Origin of the sequence: Thioalkalivibrio sp. ALD1 (genome assembly GCF_000381245.1) — a bacterium.
Lineage (GTDB): Bacteria > Pseudomonadota > Gammaproteobacteria > Ectothiorhodospirales > Ectothiorhodospiraceae > Thioalkalivibrio.
The window spans coordinates 100535-119725 of record NZ_KB906241.1 but is presented as its reverse complement, the minus strand read 5'-3'; the positions used below and the strand labels follow the sequence as shown (position 1 = coordinate 119725).

Here is a 19191-nt window from a genome sequence, read left to right as displayed (position 1 = left end):
GCCTCAGGCGTGGCCGGGCGCTGAACTGATCAGGTTGACGTCGATCCCGATCAACTGCGCGGCCGCGGCCCAGCGCTCGGCGCTGGGGTGGTCGAACAGGATGTTGGCATGGGCGCGGGTGGTCAGCCAGGCGTTCTCGGCCAGCTCGCTCTCGAGCTGCCCCGGCCCCCAGCCGGCGTGCCCCAGGGCAATGAGGACGCGGCTTGGGCCGCGGCCCTCGTTGATGGCCTCCAGGATGTCGCGCGAGGTGGTCAGCACGATGGAGTCGGTGATGGGCTGGCTGCCCCGCCATTCGGGCTTTCCAGTGTGCAGCACGAACCCGTGCTCGGGTTGTACCGGGCCGCCCCGGTAGACTGGGATCTCCGGCAGCTCGTCTCGGGGTTCGAGATCGACGTGCTGCAGCAGGTCGCGCAGCGACAGCTCGGTTGGCTGGTTGATCACGAGGCCCAAAGCCCCTTCGGCGTCGTGATCGCAGATATAGGTGACCGCATGGCTGAAATAGCCATCGTTCAGGCTCGGCATCGCGATCAGGAAGTGATCGCGCAGGCTGGCCGCGCTCGAGCTGGAAGGAGCTTGCGTCATGTGTTCAGTATCGGCGCTGCTCCGTTATGCCGCAAGGAACCCGGCCCCGGCACCAGTCGCATCGCTGCTAGGGAAACACTGGTTAATGTACACGCTCGTGTTGGCACCCCAGGTTCTCCGAGACAAGGCGCGGTGCGCAGCCGGTAGTGGTTCTACCGGCCCGTTTTTGACGGATGCGGGCCGCAACGCAGGATCGGGGAGCCTGGGGTGCCAACCCCACACCCCATTGAATGCCGGGGCTCGGCCGCTTTTGCGCGGGAATGGCGTTGCGGCTCCCTTGTGTAGAATGACTGCACGGCAGTCACCGCGCCTTGTTCACACGCAAAAGCGACTCGAGCACGAGCGTGTACATTGATCAGTGTTTCCCTAACGAATCTGCTCCATCTGGTCGCGGCGAAAGGCCCAGGTCCGGGTGATCACGAGTTCGTCGTATTCCTCGCGCATCTGCTCGGTGAAGGGGGCATAAGGGGCGGCTAGTTCCACGATGCGCATCGCGGCCTGGTCGAGCACCGGCTCGCCGGAGCTGCGGGCGATCTCGATGTTCATCAACTCGCCCTCCGGGTTCAGGCGCACCGACAGCACCAGTGTGCCGGACAGGCCCCGGCGGCGGGCCTCGTCGGGGTAGTTCAGGTTGCCCACGCGTTCGACCTTGTTGATCCAGGCCTGCAGGTAGGCGGCCTCCGGTGCGCTGCGCGCGGCGAGGCTGTCGAGATAGCGGGTACGGGTGGCACGCGTGGAGAATTCGCGGCGCTCCTCGGCCGGGGCCGCGCGTGCTGTATCCAGACCCCGGTTCATCAGTGCGGCAGCCGATGGCCGCTCCTCCGCCTGCGGGGACTCGATCGGTTCGGGTTCGGCGACCTCGGGGGTTGCCGGCTCGGCTTCGTCCGTCTCGGCCTCCACGGCTTCGGGCTCCGGTTCGGGTTCCGGTTGGGCGGGCTCCATGACCAGCGGGCCCGCGTCCGGCAGCGGGGCATCGATCCCCTCGGGCTCCGGTTCGCCGACGCCTTCGGCCTCGGCCTCCGGTGCCAGTGCCTCCTGCACTTCCTCGCCTTCGCCGCTGGCGGCCTGGTCTTCGGTGGCGATGCGTTCGACCTCTTCCGGCTCCGGCGCCTGTGCGTCCGGGTCGGTCACCCAGGTCACGTCCAGGGGCTCGCGGGAAGGGGTATCCAGCGGGTCGACGGTGAACCCGATGCCCAGGATGACCAGGGCATGCGCGACCACGGCCAGAAACAGCATCGGGCCCAGTTGGCCGCGACGCTGCGGAGATTCGGGTTCAAGGATGCCGTGCGAGACGGACATGGCGCTGGATCCGGGGGTCTGCGAGCACGTGTGTTGCCAGTATACCGGTCACGCTGCCGGCAATCAGAGCGGCCAGCAACAGTGGGGGTAGCACCAGTGGCAGGTTCGGGTGGGGGATGATCACGCCCCAGGCCAGCAGGAACTGGCCGGTGATGTGCGCCATCGCGGCGGCGATGGCCAGGCCCAGGGCGCCAACGTGTCGCGGCGTCAGTGGGCGCAGCAGACCGAGCGCGGCCAGGGCGGCCAGGGCGCCGGCCAGCGACAGCCAGAAAGCGGGGCTCAGCAGCGTGCCGAGCAGTAGGGCGGCGCCGACGACCCGGATCAGGGTGACGGCGACCGCCGCGCGCCAGCCGAGGGTCAGCAGGGCGATCAGGGTCACGATGTTCGCAAGCCCTGGTTTGATACCGGGTACCGGGCTTGGGATCGCCGCCTCCAGGACCTGGACACCGATGGCGATAGCGGCCAGCGCGGCGATCGCGCGGTCGCGCTGTGTCAGCGTGTCGGGGGTGGAGGCGGTCACGCCGGGCTCAGTAGTGAAGGCTGTCGTAGCCGGGGCCGCGACCCTGGACCTGCAGGGTCAGCCGGTTAGGCAGGCTGACCGCGACCTCGCCGTGGCGCTGCAGCCAGCCGCTGTTCTCGCAGATGTTGCGGGTCCCGGGGGAGTCGGCACAGCGGGCCCGCCCCGGCTCGATCTGGACGCGGGTGATGCCGGCCGGGCCATGGATCTCGATCTCGCGGGCGCGGTCCAACGGTTCCTGCCGCGGCGGCTCGCCGGTCTGGGTGATGACCAGCATGGAGGCCTCGCTATCTGGAAGATAGGCGAGGGCAAAGGCCGCGACCACAACGCCACTGGCCAGGGCGGCGATCACCCCGTCACCCCAGCGCAGGTTAGAAAGCGTCACGGCAGTTCGCGCTCCTCGAGGGCGGGCTGGCCGTCTTCCAGACGCACGCGTTCGGCCATCGCCGGTGTCGCCTCGATGCGGTCATCGAGTACTACGAGGGCGGCTTCGATACCCATCTTGCGGGCGTAGCGGGGCCATTCCTCGGGGCCGGCAATCATCAGTGTGGTCGCGGCGGCGTCGGCCAGGGCGGGGTCGCTGTGCAACACGGTCGTGCCGTGGATGCCTTCGCTGGGGCGCCCGGTGCGCGGGTCGATCACATGGTGGATGTGTTCGCCCTCCCATTCGTAGCCGCGCTCATAGTCGCCGGAGCTGAACAGTGCCTCGCCTGCATCAAGCTCGATGCTCCCGAGAATGCCGCCCTGGGGATGCCGGATCGCGACGCGCCAGGGTCGATCGGCAGGCCGTCCGAGGGTCATTAAATCGCCACCAGCGTTGAAGATCGCGGCCTCTACACCTTGATCCTGAAGCAGGTCGAGCATGCGTTCGACGGCGAGCCCCTTGGCGAGCCCCCCGAAATCCAGCTGCAGGTCCGCGTGCTGGCCGCGCAGACGCACCCCGTTGCGCTCGACGTCGCGCATGCTGGGCGGATCCTCTAGCAGCGCCTCCAGGGTTTCGTCGTCCGGTGGCGGGCCCTCGGGCTCGTCCTGATGAAAGCCCCAAGCGGCGATCAGTTTGCCCAGCGCCGGGTTGAACAGACCGTCGCTCAGCTCTTCCATCTCCTTGCCACGTTCGATCAGCGGCAGTACGGAGGGTGGGGCGCTGAACTCGCCCCGAAGCGCCAGCAGTTCATTGGTGCGCCCGAGTGACCCGGGCTCCCAGGCATGCCAGGAGGTATGCAGGATCTCCAGTTCGGCCTGCAGTTCGGATTCCAGCGCCTCCAGATCGTAGGCCCCGGCGGGGTAGAGCGTGACGTCCACGATCGTGCCAAAGGCGTAGAAATTCAGTGTTTCGGTGTCCGGTGTGTCGCGGTCGCAGCCGGTCAGGGCCAGCGCGGCGAGCAGGATCGGTCCGAGGAGGGCCTGGCGGGTGCGCGGAAACGGAATCGGCATGGGCATCACCTCGCGAGGTCAGGGGTGGGTCAGGAAGTCGATGAATTGGCCGGCGAGGTCATCGCCGCGGGCGGCATCGAGCTCGCGCACGCCGGTGGGGCTGGTGACGTTGATCTCGGTCAGGTAATCGCCGATCACGTCGATGCCGACGAAGTCCAGGCCGCGGCGTTTCAGTTCCGGGGCGATCTGCGCGCAGATCCAGCGGTCACGATCGGTCAGGGGTACGGCCTCGCCACGCCCGCCGGCGGCCAGGTTGGCTCGGGTCTCGCCCTCGGCCGGGATCCGTGCCAGCGCGTAATCGTAGGGTTCGCCCCCGATCAGGATGATGCGCTTGTCGCCGGCGGTGTATTCCGGCAGGAAGCGCTGGGCGACGATGGTGCGTTGGTCGAATTCGGTCATGGTTTCGAGGATCACCGAGAGGTTGGGGTCGCCCTCGCGGATGCGGAATACCGAGGCCCCGCCCATGCCGTCCAGCGGCTTGACCACGATGTCGCCGTGGCGCTCGAGGAAGGCGCGGATGCGGCTGCGGTCGCGAGTGATCAGGGTCGGCGGCCCGCAGTCGACGAAATGCGTGGCGAAGGCCTTCTCGTTCACGTCGCGCAGGGCCCCGGGTCGATTGACTACCCGTACGCCGTCCCGCTCGGCCAGGTCCAGGGCGTAGGTGGCGTAGATGTATTCGAGGTCGAAGGGCGGGTCCTTGCGCATCAGCAGGAGATCGAAGCGGCTGGCGGCGCCCTCTTCTTCCGAGCCCAGGGTGTAGTAGTCCTCGCGCTGGTCGCGCACCTCCACCGGGCGGCTGCGGGCGTGTGCGCGTCCTTCTTCAATCCACAGATCGCCGGGTTCCAGGTAGTGCAGGCGATGCCCTCGCGCCTGGGCGGCGAGCAGCATGGCGAAGGTGGTGTCCTTCCAGGGCTTGATGCCGACGATTGGGTCCATCAGGACAGCGATGTCATGCGCCACGAGCGGTTCCGCGGTGTCGAAGTGTGGCTCGAGTATGCCATGTCATTGCGGCGCTCATGGATTCCCGTGGAGGCAGGGCAAATGTGTGTTCGCTTGCGCTCCTTGCGCTGCTCGCGGGGGCACGCAATATCATTGTGCGCTGTTTGTCATGGACTCGAGCTTCCGCTAGATTCGGGGGCGCAGAGGGCCTTCAGGGGGAGCAGGGTGGCGAACGCACTGGCAGAAGCGGACTCGGCTGCCGAGTTTCAGGGGCTGAAAGTCATGGTGATTGATGACAGCAAGACGATTCGGCGCACCGCCGAATCCTTGCTGCAAAAGCACGGTGCGGACGTGATCACGGCCGTCGATGGCTTCGAGGCTTTGTCCAAGGTGGTCAATTCCAACCCCGATATCATCTTCATCGATGTAATGATGCCGCGTCTGGATGGCTACCAGACCTGTGCCCTGATCAAGAACAACAAGCGGTTCCGGGCCACGCCGATCATCATGCTGTCGAGCAAGGACAGCGTATTCGACAAGGCCAAGGGCCGCGTGGTTGGCTCCGAGGATTACCTGACCAAGCCCTTCACCCGGGATGACCTCCTGGGTGCGATGCGTCAGTACACCCGCCCGGCAGGAAGCTGAATCCGCCGCACTACAAGATGCCGACAAGGAACGACCCATGGCCCGCATCCTGATCGTTGATGATTCCCCGACCGAGATCCATGTCCTGCGCACCATGCTGGAAAAGCATGGCCACGCCGTGACGACGGCTCAAAGCGGCGAGGAGGGCGTGGCCGCGGCCAAGGCGCAGGTCCCGGACCTGGTGCTGATGGACGTGGTGATGCCGGGGCTCAATGGCTTCCAGGCCACCCGCGAGCTGTCGAAAGCCGACGAGACTTCGCATGTGCCGGTGGTCGTGGTGTCGACCAAGGATCAGGCCACGGACCGGGTCTGGGCCATGCGCCAGGGGGCTCGGGATTACATCACCAAGCCGGTGGCGGAAAAGGATCTGCTGCAGACGATTGGAAAGTACCTGAACGCATGAAGATTGACCGGTCCACGCCCTATGCCCTGCTCGCGAGTCTCGATCGCGAAGGGCGTCGCGTGAACCGCGAACTGCGACGGGACATTGGCACGGGCTGGCGCGGGGTGTTGCTCCGCGTCGCTGATTTCCGTTTTCTGGTCGACATGGACTCGATTGCCGAGGTGGCCGATCCGCTGTCGCTGACGCGTGTGCCACTGGCGGATCCGGCGGTGCTGGGTGTGGGGAACCTGCGCGGGCTGGTCCTGCCGGTGTTCGACATGGGCAAGCTGTTGCTGGACACCCCCTTGCCACACGATGCGACCGGGCAGCGCGTGGTGGTGGCGCCTCAGGGGCACGGCATGGCCGGATTGCTGGTGAGCCAGGTCGAGGGCATGCGGCGTTGCATCCCGTCGCAACGGCGGCTGGAGGTGACAGTGCCTGACAGCGTGCGCCCCTTTATTACCGGCGGGTTCGATCTAGGGCACCGGCTGCACCCGGTGCTGGATCTGGATCTGCTATTGAACGACACCAATCGCTTTGCCGGCATGGAGCTGGCTGGGGCATCGAATGCCGAACAGGCCGCGGCCGCTGTGTAAGCGGGTCCGACGGACTGCAACAGGGGGTATGACGTATGGGATCGAGTCGCCGCTTGCGCAATATCGTCCTCGGGGGGCTGCTGGTACTGGCCCTGATCGCGACGGGCGTGGCCTTTACCTACCACGAATTCGAACAAAGCCAGTATCGCGATCGTATCGCCCTGGCCAGCGAGATGCAGTTGCTGTCGCAACGGCTGGCGACCGGCACCCTGGAGGCCGCCGCCGGTTCCGAACAGGCGATCACCGACATCACCGAGTTGCGCAACCGTTTCGACGACCAGCTCGAACGGCTGCGCGATGGGGGAGACGGTCTGTTGCCCCTGCCCGAAGCGGTATCCGGCGAGCTGTCGGACGTCAACCGCGAGTGGTCGCTTTATCGCGATGATGTCACCACCGTCATCGTGGGCTCCGATGACATCGAGCAGGTGACGGAATTCTCCGAGGCGGTGGAGGCCTTCTCCCCGGAACTTGCGCGCCTGTCCGACGATGTCGTGCGGCGCATGGTCCAGATCGGCGAATCCCCGGAACAGGTCTATGTGGCCTCGCGCCAGACCATGTTGATCCAGCGCATCGCCAACAACCTCAACCAGGTGTTGCAGGGGGGTGCTGCGGCGGCCACCGCGATCGAGCGCTTCGAGCGTGATGCCACGCTGTATGGGCGCGTGCTCGATGGCCTGATCGAGGGGTTCGAGCCGTTGGGTATCGAGCGCGTCGATGATGCCGAGACTCAGCGCATGCTGCAGGAGATCGCCACCTTGTTTGTCGCCTTTAGCGAGGCGGTCGAAGGGGTGCTGGACACGTCGTCGCAGATTTTCGAGATCAACGCGGCGGCCTCCTCCGTGGAGGCCCGATCGGGGGCGATGCTGGGGGTGACCGGCGGGCTGGAGGCGGCCCTGAACCGCGAAGCCGAACAGGCGGGCGTGATCGCTCTGGTCGGCTTTGCCCTCGGTGGACTGGCGCTGCTGCTGCTGATCGCGATGGGCCTGTTCCTGTATCGCGATACCAAGCGCGAACTGGCCGAAACCGAGGCGCAGAACGAGCGTAACCAGCAGGCGATCCTGCGTTTGCTCGACGAGATGATGAACCTCGCGGACGGCGACCTCACCGTCAACGCAACCGTCACCGAGGACTTCACCGGCGCGATCGCGGACTCGATGAACTACGCGATTGAGAACCTGCGTACCCTGGTCGCGACCATCAACACGGTGGCTGCGGACATCAGCGAGTCCTCGGCTGCCACCCGCTCGCAGGTGCTGGGGCTGGCCGAGAAGTCCGAGGAGCAGGCCCGCGAGATCCAGCAGGCGAACGACGCGATCGACGAGGTGAGCCAGTCGGTCGACAAGGTCGCGCAGGATGCCGGGCAGTCGGCCCAGGTGGCACGAAACTCGGTGGAAATCGCATCCAAGGGGGCGGCCACGGTGCGCCGCTCGATCGAGGGGATGGACACCATCCGCGAACAGATCCAGGAGACCGCGAAACGGATCAAGCGCCTGGGTGAGTCCTCGCAGGAGATCGGCGACATCATCGGGCTGATCAACGACATTGCCGAACAGACCAACGTGCTCGCGCTGAACGCGGCGATCCAGGCCTCCGCTGCAGGCGAGGCGGGCCGCGGATTCGCGGTGGTGGCGGACGAAGTCCAGCGCCTCGCGGAGCGTTCCTCCGGGGCAACCCGACAGGTCGAGGGTCTGGTCAAGGCGATCCAGGCGGATACCAGCGAAGCGGTCTCGTCGATGGAGCAAAGTACCGCCAACGTGGTGTCCGGGGCCGAGATGGCACAGGCGGCGGGCGAGGCGCTGGCCGAGATCGAGCAGGTCTCGGCGGACCTCGCGGACCTGATCGACGGGATCGCCAACTCGGCGCGCCAGCAGTCCGAGATGGCGCGCAACGTGACCTCGATCATGGGGCAAATTCGCGAGATCACCTCGGAGACTACCCAGGGCACCCAGTCCACCGCAGCCGCTATCGGCGACCTGGCGCAACTGTCCGCGCAGCTTCAGTCCTCGGTATCGGACTTCAAGCTCCCCGACCCGACGCTGCCCGACCCTGGCGACGACGCCAACGAGCCTGACGCGCCGTCCGAGGAAACCGTCCCGAACGAGCAGCGCGCCTGACGCCGGGCCGCAGATATGGCACCCAGCGCACTCAATTGGGTCCGCGATGAGCTCGACAAGCTGTTTGTCGAGCTCCAGGACGCTTTGCGGCGTTATGCCGAGAATCCCGCCTGCGAAGAGTGTCTGGACGATGCCCGGGCAGGGCTGGAGCAGATCCGTGGCACGCTGACCATGGTGCAGGTGGACAGCGTGGTCCTGATCTGCGACGAGATGCTGCAGGTGATGGATCTCCAGCAGGGTGCGGAGCCACCCGATCCGGAGGCGACCGAAGCCCTGTTGCGCGCTGCCCTGCAGCTTCCCGACTACCTCGAACAGGAGGGCGATACGGAGCTGCCCTCGCCGATGATCCTGGTGCCGTTGCTCAACGAGCTGCGCGCGGTCCGGGGAGCCACTCTCCTGATGGACGTCGCGGCCTTGATGCCGGATCTCCAGCCCGTGGATGATGATCAGGTCGGATCCGGTGGCGAGGCGCCACACCCGCAGGAGCGCGCACGGCGCCTGCAGGAGGCCCGCAGGGGGTTTCAGCGCGAGCTACTGGAGCTGGTTCGCGGGGACGTGATTGCGGCTGCCCGCCGCCTGCAGCCAATCGCGCACCAGATCGAGGAGGCGGTCCCGCCCGGTGATATCCGGCGTTTGTTCTGGATCGCGGGTGGCATCCTGGAGTCGCTCGCCGACCAGGGTCTCGAAGCCAGCACCGACATTCGTCGGCTGATTGGGCGCGTGGACCGGGAACTCGGCCGCTATGTGGGCATCCTCACCGAGCATTGCGAATCGAGCGACGATGGTTCGGAGCCCGAGTATGCCGTCCCGGATGACCTGATCAAGACCCTGCTGTTTCACCTGGCGGGTGCCAACTCCGATGGCGAGCAGACACGCGCCGTGCGCGAGGTGTTCGGCCTGCACGCGCTGGATGGCGATGAGGGCGGGGGTGTTGGTCAGGCCGTCTATCAGAATCTGCGTGCCGCCCTGGAGGACGACCTCGCCGAAGTGCGGGAGCGTCTGGATGTACTGATGCGCTCGGAGCACCGTGGGCACGAGGATCTCGCCAGTCTGAGCGAACAGGTCGAGCGGATTGGCTCGACCCTGAGCCTGCTGGGCCTGGATGACGGACAGCGCCATACAGAGGCCCTGCTCGAGACCCTGACGCCGGAACGTGCCGGGGAGCCCGATGAGCACGTCGACATGGAACTTGCCGAGCACCTGCTGGCGCTGGAGTCGCTGCTCGACTCGGGCCTGAGGCGGCGGGCGGCCGGCGGTCCACGCGCCGAGTTTGACCGTCACCTGGCGGCGGCGATCTATCAGGAAGCGCTGGTCGACGTGCGACGCGTGCGTGACACCCTGCTCGGATACCTGTCAGGGGAGGGGGTGGACAACGGATTGCGTGAGGCCCGTGGCGCGTTGGAACGGGTCGATGGCGCGATGTCGATCGGCGGGTTCGAAACCCTGCAGGCCCTGCTGCAGCCACTGATCCGCCATCTGGATTCCCGTGTCGATGCCGGTCCAGCGGCGCAGGATCTGCGCGAGGAGGAGGTCGAGGCCCTGGCCGAGGTGCTGAGCTCGATCGAGCTGGCGCTCGAGTCCTCCGGACAGCCCTGGCGCGAACTGGACAGCGTCCATGAACGGGGCGTGGCGGCGCTGCAGCGTCTGGGTGCGATTTCCGGGGGGGATGCCGGTGCCCGTCCTTCTGTGATTGTCGAGCGGGCACCGGAAAGTGCCGACGGCGCGAGTCAGGCAGCCCCGCCCACTGCACCCGGCGATGCCGAGGCGCTCCCGACCGAGGAGGTTGCCGCCGAGACTTCGAGGTCGTCTGTGCCGACACGGGGAGTCGCAACCCCGGAACGCCTGCATTACGACGAGACGGTATTGTCCACTCAGGTCCGGGGGCCGGATATCGATCCCGAGATCCTCGATATCTTCCTGGAAGAGGCTGAGGAGGAGATCGCCAGCCTGCGTGAACAGTTCCCGCGCTGGCAGGCCGCGCCGTCCGACATGGATGCGTTGACGGTGATCCGCCGTTCTTTCCATACGCTCAAGGGCTCCGGGCGACTGGCCGGTGCGTTGCGTCTGGGTGAATTCGCCTGGGTAGTCGAGTCGTTCCTGAATCGCCTGCTGGAAGGTGGCGAGGAGGCTGATATTGCGACCATCCAGGCGCTTGAGGATGCGATCGCGGTGTTGCCCGGGTTGGTGGCCGAGGTCCGCGACGACACCGGACCGGATACCCCCGTGCTGGATATCGCCTTGCGTCTCCAGGCCCTGCTCTCCGGAGATGCGGACCTGCCGGATGAGGCAGGCGATATGCCGGCCAGTGCCGAGGACGAGTTTGCCGAGCTGGTGCGCAGCATGGATGCGCTCGAAGTCGAGTCCGAGGTGGATCCGGAGATTCCCGCCGCTGCTGTTCCGGAGGCATCGGAAGATGATGCGGAGTCGCTCCAGCCCCTGGAGCCACCCACGCATGCGATGGGCGGGGTGCCCGAGGGCGAGTCCGAGGCCGAGACGGACCTGGAGCCTCTGGCGGAATCCGCATCCGAAACGGACGAGGAAACGCTCGAACTTCCGGAGAGCGCAGGCACCGATCAACAGCTCTGGGAGGTGTTTGCTGCCGAGGCGCGAACCCACCTGGCGACACTGCACGAGTGGATCGCCGAGTCCGGGGAACGCCCGGACCGGATTCCGAACCATGATCTGGAGCGTGCGCTGCACACCCTGAACGGTAGTGCCCGGACGGCCGATATCCGCGGCATCTATGCCGTCTGCGGACCGTTCGAGCGCATGGTGCGTATCCACCGGGAGATGGAATGGCCGTTGGCGGAACGGGCGCAGGCCCTGCTCGCCGAGCTTGCAGGCTACGTCGCCACCACGGTAGCCGATGAGCAGCCCGACCCGGCCAAGACCGACGAGCCACCTACCTGGTCGCCCGAGGTCTACGAACTCCTCGACCATGCCACTGCCGAACAGCTACTGCGCGCCGCCGATGCGGATGCGGCCGATCAGGTCCCCGAGACGGCCGACACGCAGTCCGAGGCGGCGCCGATGGAGCCCGCCGATGTGGAGCTGGAAGAGGGCCAGGATACCGAGCCAGAAGAGGAGATTGACCCGGAGTTCGCCGAGGTCTTCATCGAGGAGGCGCACGACATCCTGGAGGCGGCATTCGCGGCCCTTGGGGCCTGGCGTGCGGCCGGTGGGCGTCCGGGCCCGGATCAGAATGCCTTCCAGCGCGAGGTGCACACGCTCAAGGGCAGCGCCCGCATGGCCGGCTTTGAGGTGGTGGGGTCCATCGCCCATTCGCTGGAGAGTGCGCTGGGTGTCGAGACCGAGACGGGACTGGAACCACGCGAAGGCTTTTTCCGACTGGCCGAGCGCGCATTGACCGATGTCCAGCATCTGGTGGAGCGCGGAGTCGGCACCTGGCAGACGGACGAAGGTGCCAGCGAGATGCTGCCGGCCTTGCGTGACTGGGCCTCCGGTGGCGGCGACGAGCTGGAGATCCAGCCGGCCACTCGCGGCAACGACGAGCATACAGCGCCCGAGCCCGGTCAGGCGGATGACGGAGAGCTGGAGGCACTCACTCAGCCCCAGCCGATAGAAGAGGCGCGTCGAATTCAGGACCAGGTGCGCATGGATGCCGAGGTCCTGGACGCGCTGGTCAATCATGCCGGCGAACTTGCGACCTTCCATCGGCGTTTTGAGCAAACCGTGGGGCGCGTCGAGAGCCAGGTCGAGGAGCTGGAACGCACCATTGCCCGCCTGCGCGAGCAGCTGCGCAAGCTCGAGATCGAGACCGAGACCCAGATCCTGTTCCGGGTCGAGAAGGAAGGCGGTGACGAGGCAGTGGATTTCGATCCGCTGGAGATGGATCGGTATTCCGGAATTCAGCAGCTCTCGCGCGCCCTGGCCGAGAGTGTCAGTGACCTTGAAGCACTGAAGCAGGACGTCGGTGACGAACTGCAGAATGCGGGCGCGATTCTGTTGCAGCAGCGCCGGGTCGGGACCGATCTCCAGGACCAGCTCATGCGTCAGCGCATGGTGCGGTTTGCGCGCATGGCGCCACGCCTGCGGCGTGTGGTACGTCAGGCGGGTGATGACCTTGGGAAGCCGGTGCGGGTGGAGTTTGTTGGTCAGGGCGCCGAGCTTGACCGGGCATTGCTGGAGCGTCTGATTGCCCCACTCGAGCACCTGCTGCGCAATGCGATCGCGCACGGGATCGAAGATTCTGACGCGCGGCGCGCGGCCGGCAAACCGGAAGCCGGCCAGATTGGTGTCTCGCTGGAGCAGTCGGGCAGCGAGATCCGCCTGCAGGTGACGGATGACGGTGCCGGGATTGATGCCGACGCCATTCGTGCCCGGGCCGTTGAGCGAGGTCTGCTGGCGGCCGATGCGGAGATCACTGATCCTCAGGCTCTGCAGCTGATCCTGCAGTCGGGCTTTTCGACTGCCTCGGAGATCTCGCAGGTAGCCGGTCGCGGGGTGGGCCTGGACGTGGTCAACAGCGACGTCAAGCAGTTGGGTGGTACGCTGGAGATTGATTCCACGCCGGGTAAGGGATCGCGCTTTACCATGCGCCTGCCATTCACGCTGGCGATCTCGCAGGCGCTTCTGGTACAGGTCGGCGAGGAGACGTTTGCGGTACCCATGGCCTCCGTGGAGGGTGTGGTGCGCGCCCGCGCACAGGAGATCGTGGCCGATGATGAAGGGCACGTGAGCTATCCGTACGCGGGCCAGGACTATGCCGTACGGGCCCTGGGCGACCTGATGGGCGTCGAGACACAGGCCAGCGTAAGTCAGCTCCCGGATCACCCGTTCCCGTTGTTGCTGGTGCGGGCCGACGACCAGCGTGTGGCACTGCGGATCGACGGCCTGCTGGGCAGCCAGGAGGTGGTCGTGAAGTCAGTGGGCCCGGTTCTCAGCCGCATCCCTGGTGTGGCGGGGGCCACACTGCAGGGCGATGGCTCGGTCATGCTGATCCTCGACCTGAGCATGCTGGTGCGTTTTGCGGCGGCCACGGCCGGCGTTGTCGAGGCCGGCCCGGTGGGCGATATCGCCGGTGTACCGCGAATCATGGTCGTCGACGATTCGATCACGATCCGCAAGGTGACCGCGCGTCTGCTCGCCCGCCATGGCTACGACGTGGTCACGGCCCGTGACGGGCTGGACGCGGTCACGATGCTGGAGGAGAAACGGCCGCATCTGATTCTGCTGGACGTGGAAATGCCCCGCATGGACGGATTCGAGTTCGCCGCCCATGTCCGCGATCACCCGGAGTTGGGCCAGGTGCCGATCATCATGATCACCTCGCGCAGTGGCACGAAACATCGCGAACGCGCCTCGCGTCTGGGGGTTAACGGCTACTTGGGCAAGCCGTACCTGGAGAACGACTTGCTGGATGAGATCCGGCGTCATCTCGAAGAGGTCACCGTATGAGCGAGCAGACGCACGAACCGTCGGTCGAGTCGGTGATCGTACAACTGGACACTGGCTCCATTCTGCTGCCGCGCAGCACCTTTCTCGAGGTCACCACGCGAGCTGGGGCCCTGCAGACCGATCACGAGCATGTAGACATCCCGTGGCTGGAGCCCACGCTGATCTGGCAGGACGTCCAGGTACCCGTAGTCAATGTGCACCGCCTGCTGTATCCGGACGACCCCGCCGAGGATGCGCAGCGCCGGTTTACACGCCTGCTGGTCATGCAGGCGATTACGCAGCCCGAGCGGTTGCCGTTCTATGCGCTCGAAGTACGCGGTACTCCGCATCCGGTGCGTATCACGCCGCAAAATATCTATGCCGTCGACGACGCCGATAGCTCTCCGTGGGCATGGCGAGTGAAGGCCTCGGGCGTGACCAGCCACTTGCTGCGACTTGATGCGATCGAGGATCGCTTGCTGGAGCTCTCGCAGCCGGAAGCAGTGTAAGCGCGCTGGTCTCTAGGGAGACGCTGATTTAATCGCACGTCCGCGCTCGAGTCGCTTTTGCGTGCGAACAAGGCGCGGTGACTGCCGTGCAGTCATTCTGCACAAGGGAACCGCAACGCTGTGCGCGCGCCCGTTTTTGATCAACAACGGGCGGCCGAGCCCCTGCTTTCGATGGCTTGTGGGGTTGGTGCCCCCTGTTCCCCGATCCTGCGTTGCGCCCCGAATCCATCAAGAACGGGCGGGTAGAACCACTACCCGCTGCACGACGCGCCTTGTCTCGGAAAACAGGGGGCACCAACGCGGACGTGCGATTAAATCAGCGTCTCCCTAGGTGAGGGCGGTCCCGCTGTCGAGATCCCCGAGTTTCCATTGCACCAGGGTCAGAAGGCTGATGGCCGCCGTCTCCGTGCGCAGGGTGCGGGGGCCGATGGCGACTGGTTGAAAACCCGCCTTGAGCGTGTCGTGGCGTTCATCGTTTGTCAGCCCTCCTTCCGGCCCGATCAGTATCCGAACGGCATGTGGCGGGGTGGCCTCGTCCAGGATTCTGGACAGTGGTCGCCCCTGTTCGTCGGCGACCAGGTCTAGCGTGGGTGAAGTGGTACTCAGCGCCTCGTTCAACTCGGCAGGTGGGGCCAGAAAGGGCAACTCGTTGCGGCCGCACTGTTCGGCTGCGGCTTGGATGATCCCGGCCCAGTGGGCGTGGCGCTTCTCCAGCCCCCTGTGGGCGGCGGCCGAGCGGCTGCGTTCGCAGAGCACTGGCCGGATCACGCTGACACCCAGCTCTACCGCCTTTTGTACGGCCAGGTCCATATGGTCTCCGCGGGCAATGCCTTGGAGCAGTTCAATGGGGCGTGCGGGTGTGGTGGGGGCGGCGGCGCGGTCACCCAGATGCAAGGTGCCGGACCGACGTCCGGTGATCTCCAGGCGGGCGTGGAATTCGTTGCCCTGGCCGTCGAACACCCGGCAGGCGGTACCGTTTTTCAGACGCAGGACGTTGGTGGCGTAGTGCAGCCGGTCCTGCGACGCGGAAATGGACTGCCCCGCGGCCAGATCCGTGTCGGTGATCAGCAGCCGGGGGCAGCGCATCGGGCGTTACCGACGGTTGTCCAGGTCCAGATTCTTCCAGATGGTCTCGGTCGGACCGGCCTGGTTCATCGAGTAGAAGTGGATGCCCGGGGCACCTTTCTCGAGCACGTCGTCGGTCAGGCGCGTGGCGATCTCGATCCCGAATTTGCGGATCGACTCCTTGTCGTCGCCATAGGCCTCCATGCGCTTGCGGATGTAGCGCGGGATTTCGGCGCCGCACATCTCGGAGAAGCGCACGATCTGGGTGTAGTTGGTGATCGGCATGATCCCGACAATGATCGGGATGGTGATGCCCATCTTCTCCACCCGTTCCATGAAGGCTTCGTAGGCGTCCACGTTGTAGAAGTACTGGGTGATTGCGGCATCGGCGCCGGCATCCACCTTGGTCTTGAAGTTTTCCAGATCCTTCTCGGCATTCGGGGCCTGCGGATGGAATTCCGGATAGGCTGCGACCTCGATCTTGAACTGGTCGCCGAACTCGGCGCGCACGAACTCGACGAGTTCGGAGGCGTAACGGAAATCACCGCCGGAGTTCTTGGTGCCGGACGGCAGGTCGCCGCGCAGCGCGACGATGCGCTTGACCCCGATGTCACGGTAGGTCGCCAGCAGGTCATACAGCTCGCCTCGGGTAGAGGAGATGCAGGAGACATGCGGGGCGGCCGGGATGCCGTCCTTGTCGATGATGTCCCTGACCGTTTCCAGGGTGCGGTCGCGGGTGGAGCCGCCGGCACCAAAGGTGACGGAATAGAACTCGGGTTTCAGGGTGCCCAGGCGCTTGCGGGCCTTGGCCAGACGCTCGGCCCCGGCCTCGTCCTTGGGCGGGAAGAATTCAACGCTGAACACGCGTTTTTGGTCAGACATGTTTGTCCTCCAGACAAAAAGAAGGCGGACCGCACGAACATGCGGCCCGCCCCGGCGTTCACATTAACAACGAATTGAAATGTGAGGCTGGCCGATCAGTAGCGGTAGTGTTCCGGCTTGAACGGGCCATCCACCGGCAGACCCAGGTACTTGGCCTGATCGTCGGTCAGACGGGTCAGGTTGGCACCCAGCTTCTTCAGGTGCAGCTGAGCGACCTTCTCGTCCAGGTGCTTCGGCAGCACGTAGACGTTCTTGTCGTACTGGTCACCCTTGGTCCACAGCTCGATCTGAGCCAGGGTCTGGTTGGTGAAGGAGTTGGACATCACGAAGCTCGGATGACCGGTGCCGCAGCCCAGGTTCACCAGGCGGCCTTCGGCCAGCATGATGATCCGGTTGCCGTTCGGCAGGATGATGTGGTCAACCTGCGGCTTGATGTTTTCCCACTCGTACTTGCGCATCGCGGCCACGGCGATCTCGGAGTCGAAGTGACCGATGTTGCAGACGATGGCCTGGTCCTTCATGCGGGTCATGTGATCTTCGGTGATCACGTCCTTGTTACCGGTGGCGGTAACGAAGATCTCGGCCTTGTCGGCGGCCTCGTCCATCGTGACCACGCGGAAGCCTTCCATCGAGGCCTGCAGGGCGCAGATCGGGTCGATCTCGGTGATCCACACGGTGGCGCCGAGGCCGGCCAGCGACTGGGCGGCACCCTTGCCGACGTCGCCATAGCCGGCGACCACGGCGATCTTGCCCGCGATCATCACGTCGGTGGCGCGCTTGATGGAGTCCACGGTGGACTCGCGGCAGCCGTACAGGTTGTCGAACTTGGACTTGGTGACCGAGTCGTTGACGTTGATCGCCGGGAAGGCCAGTTCGCCGTCCTTCGCCATCTGGTACAGGCGATGGACACCGGTGGTGGTCTCTTCGGTCACACCCTGGATCTTGGCGAGCTGTTCGGAGTACCAGTTCGGCTGCTTGGCCAGACGATCCTTGATCGAGGCAAACAGGGCGACTTCTTCTTCGTTCTCCGGGTTGGAGATGACGGACTGGTCCTTCTCGGCCTTGGCGCCGATGTGCAGCAGCAGCGTGGCGTCACCGCCGTCGTCCAGGATCATGTTGGCACCGCCGTCGAATTCGAAGATGCGGTGGCAGTAGTCCCAGTACTCTTCCAGGGTCTCGCCCTTCACGGCGAAGACCGGGGTGCCGTTGTCGGCGATCGCGGCCGCGGCGTGGTCCTGGGTGGAGTAGATGTTGCAGGAGGCCCAGCGCACGTCCGCGCCCAGGGCTTCCAGGGTCTGGATCAGAACCGCGGTCTGGATGGTCATGTGCAGGGAGCCGGCAATCTTCGCGCCCTTCAGCGGCTTGGAGGCCGCGAATTCTTCACGCGTCTGAATCAGGCCGGGCATCTCGGTCTCGGCGATCGCAATTTCCTTGCGACCGAACTCGGCGAGATTGATGTCTTTAACGACGTAGTCGTTGGTCTTCTTAGCATCCATCACAGCATTCATGGATAACTTCTCCTATGGTCTGGATGAGCGCCGTATTCAAGTTTCAAGGGACATCCGGCTGAGCCTGACGGTAAACCGCTGCAGCGCTCCTCAGCCGGATGGGTGTTTCGCTTACCAAATATGGGTCTGTTTAGAGGCCCGCCATCTTCTTGAGTTCCTCGGCCTTGTCGGTGCGCTCCCAGGGGAGGTCGACGTCTTCGCGGCCGAAGTGACCGTAGGCGGCGGTCGCCTTGTAGATCGGGCGCAGCAGATCCATCATCTGGATCAGGCCCCACGGGCGCAGGTCAAAGGTATCGCGCACGAAGCCTTCGATCTTGCGGTCGTCGATCTTGCCGGTGCCGAAGGTGTCGATGGTGATCGAGGTCGGTTCGGCCACGCCGATGGCGTAGGAGACCTGGATCTCGCACTTGTCGGCCAGGCCGGCGGCGACGACGTTCTTGGCCACGTAGCGGCCGGCGTAGGCAGCGGAACGGTCCACCTTGGACGGGTCCTTGCCGGAGAACGCGCCACCACCATGACGGGCCATGCCGCCGTAGGTGTCGACGATGATCTTGCGGCCGGTCAGGCCGGCGTCACCCACCGGGCCCCCGATCTCGAACTTGCCGGTCGGGTTGATGTGGATCTTGTCGTCGGAGACCTGGCTCAGCCATTCGTTCGGCAGCACCTTCTTGAAGATCTCTTCGTAGATCGCTTCCTGCAGATCCTTCTGCGAGATGTCCGGGCTGTGCTGGGTGGACAGGACCACCGCATCCAGGCCGGCCGGCTTGCCGTCTTCGTAGCGCAGCGAGACCTGGGACTTGGCGTCCGGACGCAGCCACGGCAGCTTGCCGCTCTTCATCAGTTCGGACTGGATGCGCACCATCTTGTGGGCGTAGAAGATCGGGGCGGGCATCAGCGTATCGGTTTCGCGCGCGGCGTAGCCGAACATCAGGCCCTGGTCACCGGCGCCCTGGGTGGCGCGGTCGGAGACGTCGCGGTCCACACCCATGGCGATGTCCTGGGACTGTTCACCCAGCACGTTCAGCACAGCGCAGGTCTTGCCGTCGAAGCCGACGTCGGAATCGTTGTAGCCGATCTCGCAGACCGTATCGCGCACCAGCTTTTCGTAGTCGATCTGGGCACCGGTGGTGATCTCGCCCAGCAGCATGACCATGCCGGTCTTGGTGGCGGTTTCGCAGGCGATGCGCGCATGCGGATCCTGCTCGATGATGGCGTCGACGATGGTGTCGGAGACCAGGTCGGCCATCTTGTCGGGATGGCCCGCGGAAACCGATTCCGAGGTGAAGATGTAATCGTTGGACATTAGGCGTTCCTTTGTGGGT

General features: G+C 65.4%; 16 protein-coding genes and 1 riboswitch. Of the genes, 6 read left to right on the top strand and 10 right to left on the bottom strand.

The window, feature by feature from the left end:
• Positions 1 to 3 precede the first annotated feature (3 nt).
• From F623_RS0100575 to gshB, 6 genes are all read right to left on the bottom strand, one after another.
• Positions 4 to 582: a YqgE/AlgH family protein gene (locus F623_RS0100575; protein WP_018868190.1), complete on the bottom strand. Its 579-nt coding sequence runs from the start codon at positions 580 to 582 to the stop codon at positions 4 to 6.
• A gap of 366 nt (positions 583 to 948) precedes the next feature.
• Positions 949 to 1881: an energy transducer TonB gene (locus tag F623_RS0100570; RefSeq protein ID WP_018868191.1), complete on the bottom strand. Its 933-nt coding sequence runs from the start codon at positions 1879 to 1881 to the stop codon at positions 949 to 951.
• Positions 1856 to 2401 carry a Gx transporter family protein gene (locus F623_RS0100565; RefSeq protein WP_018868192.1) on the bottom strand — a complete coding sequence of 182 codons (546 nt, stop codon included), beginning with the start codon at positions 2399 to 2401 and terminating at the stop codon, positions 1856 to 1858. The genes F623_RS0100570 and F623_RS0100565 overlap by 26 nt, the downstream gene beginning before the upstream one ends.
• A gap of 7 nt (positions 2402 to 2408) precedes the next feature.
• A complete protein-coding gene (locus tag F623_RS0100560; protein ID WP_018868193.1) occupies positions 2409 to 2783 on the bottom strand; it encodes a NusG domain II-containing protein in 375 nt (124 codons plus the stop codon).
• Positions 2780 to 3832, bottom strand: coding sequence for an FAD:protein FMN transferase (locus tag F623_RS0100555; RefSeq protein WP_018868194.1), 1053 nt, complete (start codon positions 3830 to 3832; stop codon positions 2780 to 2782). The genes F623_RS0100560 and F623_RS0100555 overlap by 4 nt, the downstream gene beginning before the upstream one ends.
• An 18-nt stretch (positions 3833 to 3850) precedes the next feature.
• Positions 3851 to 4792: a glutathione synthase gene (gshB, locus tag F623_RS0100550; protein WP_018861258.1), complete on the bottom strand. Its 942-nt coding sequence runs from the start codon at positions 4790 to 4792 to the stop codon at positions 3851 to 3853.
• A 204-nt stretch (positions 4793 to 4996) separates the two neighbouring features.
• Between gshB and F623_RS0100545 the strand changes: the two genes are divergently transcribed.
• The 6 genes from F623_RS0100545 to F623_RS0100520 are packed head-to-tail and all read left to right on the top strand — an operon-like array spanning position 4997 to position 14414.
• Positions 4997 to 5416 carry a PleD family two-component system response regulator gene (locus F623_RS0100545; RefSeq protein WP_018861259.1) on the top strand — a complete coding sequence of 140 codons (420 nt, stop codon included), beginning with the start codon at positions 4997 to 4999 and terminating at the stop codon, positions 5414 to 5416.
• A gap of 37 nt (positions 5417 to 5453) precedes the next feature.
• The gene (locus tag F623_RS0100540; protein WP_018861260.1) at positions 5454 to 5819 is read left to right on the top strand and encodes a PleD family two-component system response regulator; all 366 of its coding nucleotides are present in this window, start codon (positions 5454 to 5456) and stop codon (positions 5817 to 5819) included.
• Positions 5816 to 6394 (top strand): chemotaxis protein CheW, encoded by a 579-nt coding sequence (locus tag F623_RS0100535; protein ID WP_018861261.1) that lies wholly within the window; start codon positions 5816 to 5818, stop codon positions 6392 to 6394. The genes F623_RS0100540 and F623_RS0100535 overlap by 4 nt, the downstream gene beginning before the upstream one ends.
• Positions 6395 to 6429: 35 nt before the next feature.
• Positions 6430 to 8508 (top strand): methyl-accepting chemotaxis protein, encoded by a 2079-nt coding sequence (locus F623_RS0100530; protein WP_038040085.1) that lies wholly within the window; start codon positions 6430 to 6432, stop codon positions 8506 to 8508.
• Between the two features lie 15 nt (positions 8509 to 8523).
• A complete protein-coding gene (locus tag F623_RS0100525) occupies positions 8524 to 13926 on the top strand; it encodes an Hpt domain-containing protein (RefSeq protein ID WP_018861263.1) in 5403 nt (1800 codons plus the stop codon).
• A complete protein-coding gene (locus tag F623_RS0100520; protein WP_018861264.1) occupies positions 13923 to 14414 on the top strand; it encodes a hypothetical protein in 492 nt (163 codons plus the stop codon). The genes F623_RS0100525 and F623_RS0100520 overlap by 4 nt, the downstream gene beginning before the upstream one ends.
• Before the next feature lie 327 nt (positions 14415 to 14741).
• Here F623_RS0100520 and F623_RS0100515 read toward each other — a convergent pair whose 3' ends face one another.
• The 4 genes from F623_RS0100515 to metK form a co-directional block, all read right to left on the bottom strand.
• Entirely contained in the window at positions 14742 to 15500 is a 759-nt protein-coding gene (locus F623_RS0100515; protein ID WP_018862619.1) for a 16S rRNA (uracil(1498)-N(3))-methyltransferase, read from the bottom strand.
• 6 nt (positions 15501 to 15506) lie between these two features.
• Positions 15507 to 16361, bottom strand: coding sequence for a methylenetetrahydrofolate reductase [NAD(P)H] (gene metF / locus F623_RS0100510; protein ID WP_018862620.1), 855 nt, complete (start codon positions 16359 to 16361; stop codon positions 15507 to 15509).
• A 95-nt stretch (positions 16362 to 16456) separates the two neighbouring features.
• The gene (gene ahcY, locus F623_RS0100505) at positions 16457 to 17869 is read right to left on the bottom strand and encodes an adenosylhomocysteinase (protein WP_018862621.1); all 1413 of its coding nucleotides are present in this window, start codon (positions 17867 to 17869) and stop codon (positions 16457 to 16459) included.
• Between the two features lie 18 nt (positions 17870 to 17887).
• Positions 17888 to 17967, bottom strand: a riboswitch (S-adenosyl-L-homocysteine riboswitch).
• Positions 17968 to 17999: 32 nt separating this feature from the next.
• Positions 18000 to 19172: a methionine adenosyltransferase gene (gene metK, locus F623_RS0100500; protein WP_018862622.1), complete on the bottom strand. Its 1173-nt coding sequence runs from the start codon at positions 19170 to 19172 to the stop codon at positions 18000 to 18002.
• Between the last annotated feature and the right edge of the window lie 19 nt (positions 19173 to 19191).

What these genes read in the sequence shown, in the direction of transcription:
- F623_RS0100575 (WP_018868190.1), bottom strand. Translation starts at nt 582, where the DNA reads ATGACGCAAGCTCCTTCCAGCTCGAGCGCGGCCAGCCTGCGCGATCAC.
- F623_RS0100570 (WP_018868191.1), bottom strand. Translation starts at nt 1,881, where the DNA reads ATGTCCGTCTCGCACGGCATCCTTGAACCCGAATCTCCGCAGCGTCGC.
- F623_RS0100555 (WP_018868194.1), bottom strand. Translation starts at nt 3,832, where the DNA reads ATGCCGATTCCGTTTCCGCGCACCCGCCAGGCCCTCCTCGGACCGATC.
- F623_RS0100540 (WP_018861260.1), top strand. Translation starts at nt 5,454, where the DNA reads ATGGCCCGCATCCTGATCGTTGATGATTCCCCGACCGAGATCCATGTC.
- F623_RS0100535 (WP_018861261.1), top strand. Translation starts at nt 5,816, where the DNA reads ATGAAGATTGACCGGTCCACGCCCTATGCCCTGCTCGCGAGTCTCGAT.
- F623_RS0100530 (WP_038040085.1), top strand. Translation starts at nt 6,430, where the DNA reads ATGGGATCGAGTCGCCGCTTGCGCAATATCGTCCTCGGGGGGCTGCTG.
- F623_RS0100525 (WP_018861263.1), top strand. Translation starts at nt 8,524, where the DNA reads ATGGCACCCAGCGCACTCAATTGGGTCCGCGATGAGCTCGACAAGCTG.
- F623_RS0100520 (WP_018861264.1), top strand. Translation starts at nt 13,923, where the DNA reads ATGAGCGAGCAGACGCACGAACCGTCGGTCGAGTCGGTGATCGTACAA.
- F623_RS0100515 (WP_018862619.1), bottom strand. Translation starts at nt 15,500, where the DNA reads ATGCGCTGCCCCCGGCTGCTGATCACCGACACGGATCTGGCCGCGGGG.
- metF (WP_018862620.1), bottom strand. Translation starts at nt 16,361, where the DNA reads ATGTCTGACCAAAAACGCGTGTTCAGCGTTGAATTCTTCCCGCCCAAG.
- ahcY (WP_018862621.1), bottom strand. Translation starts at nt 17,869, where the DNA reads ATGAATGCTGTGATGGATGCTAAGAAGACCAACGACTACGTCGTTAAA.
- metK (WP_018862622.1), bottom strand. Translation starts at nt 19,172, where the DNA reads ATGTCCAACGATTACATCTTCACCTCGGAATCGGTTTCCGCGGGCCAT.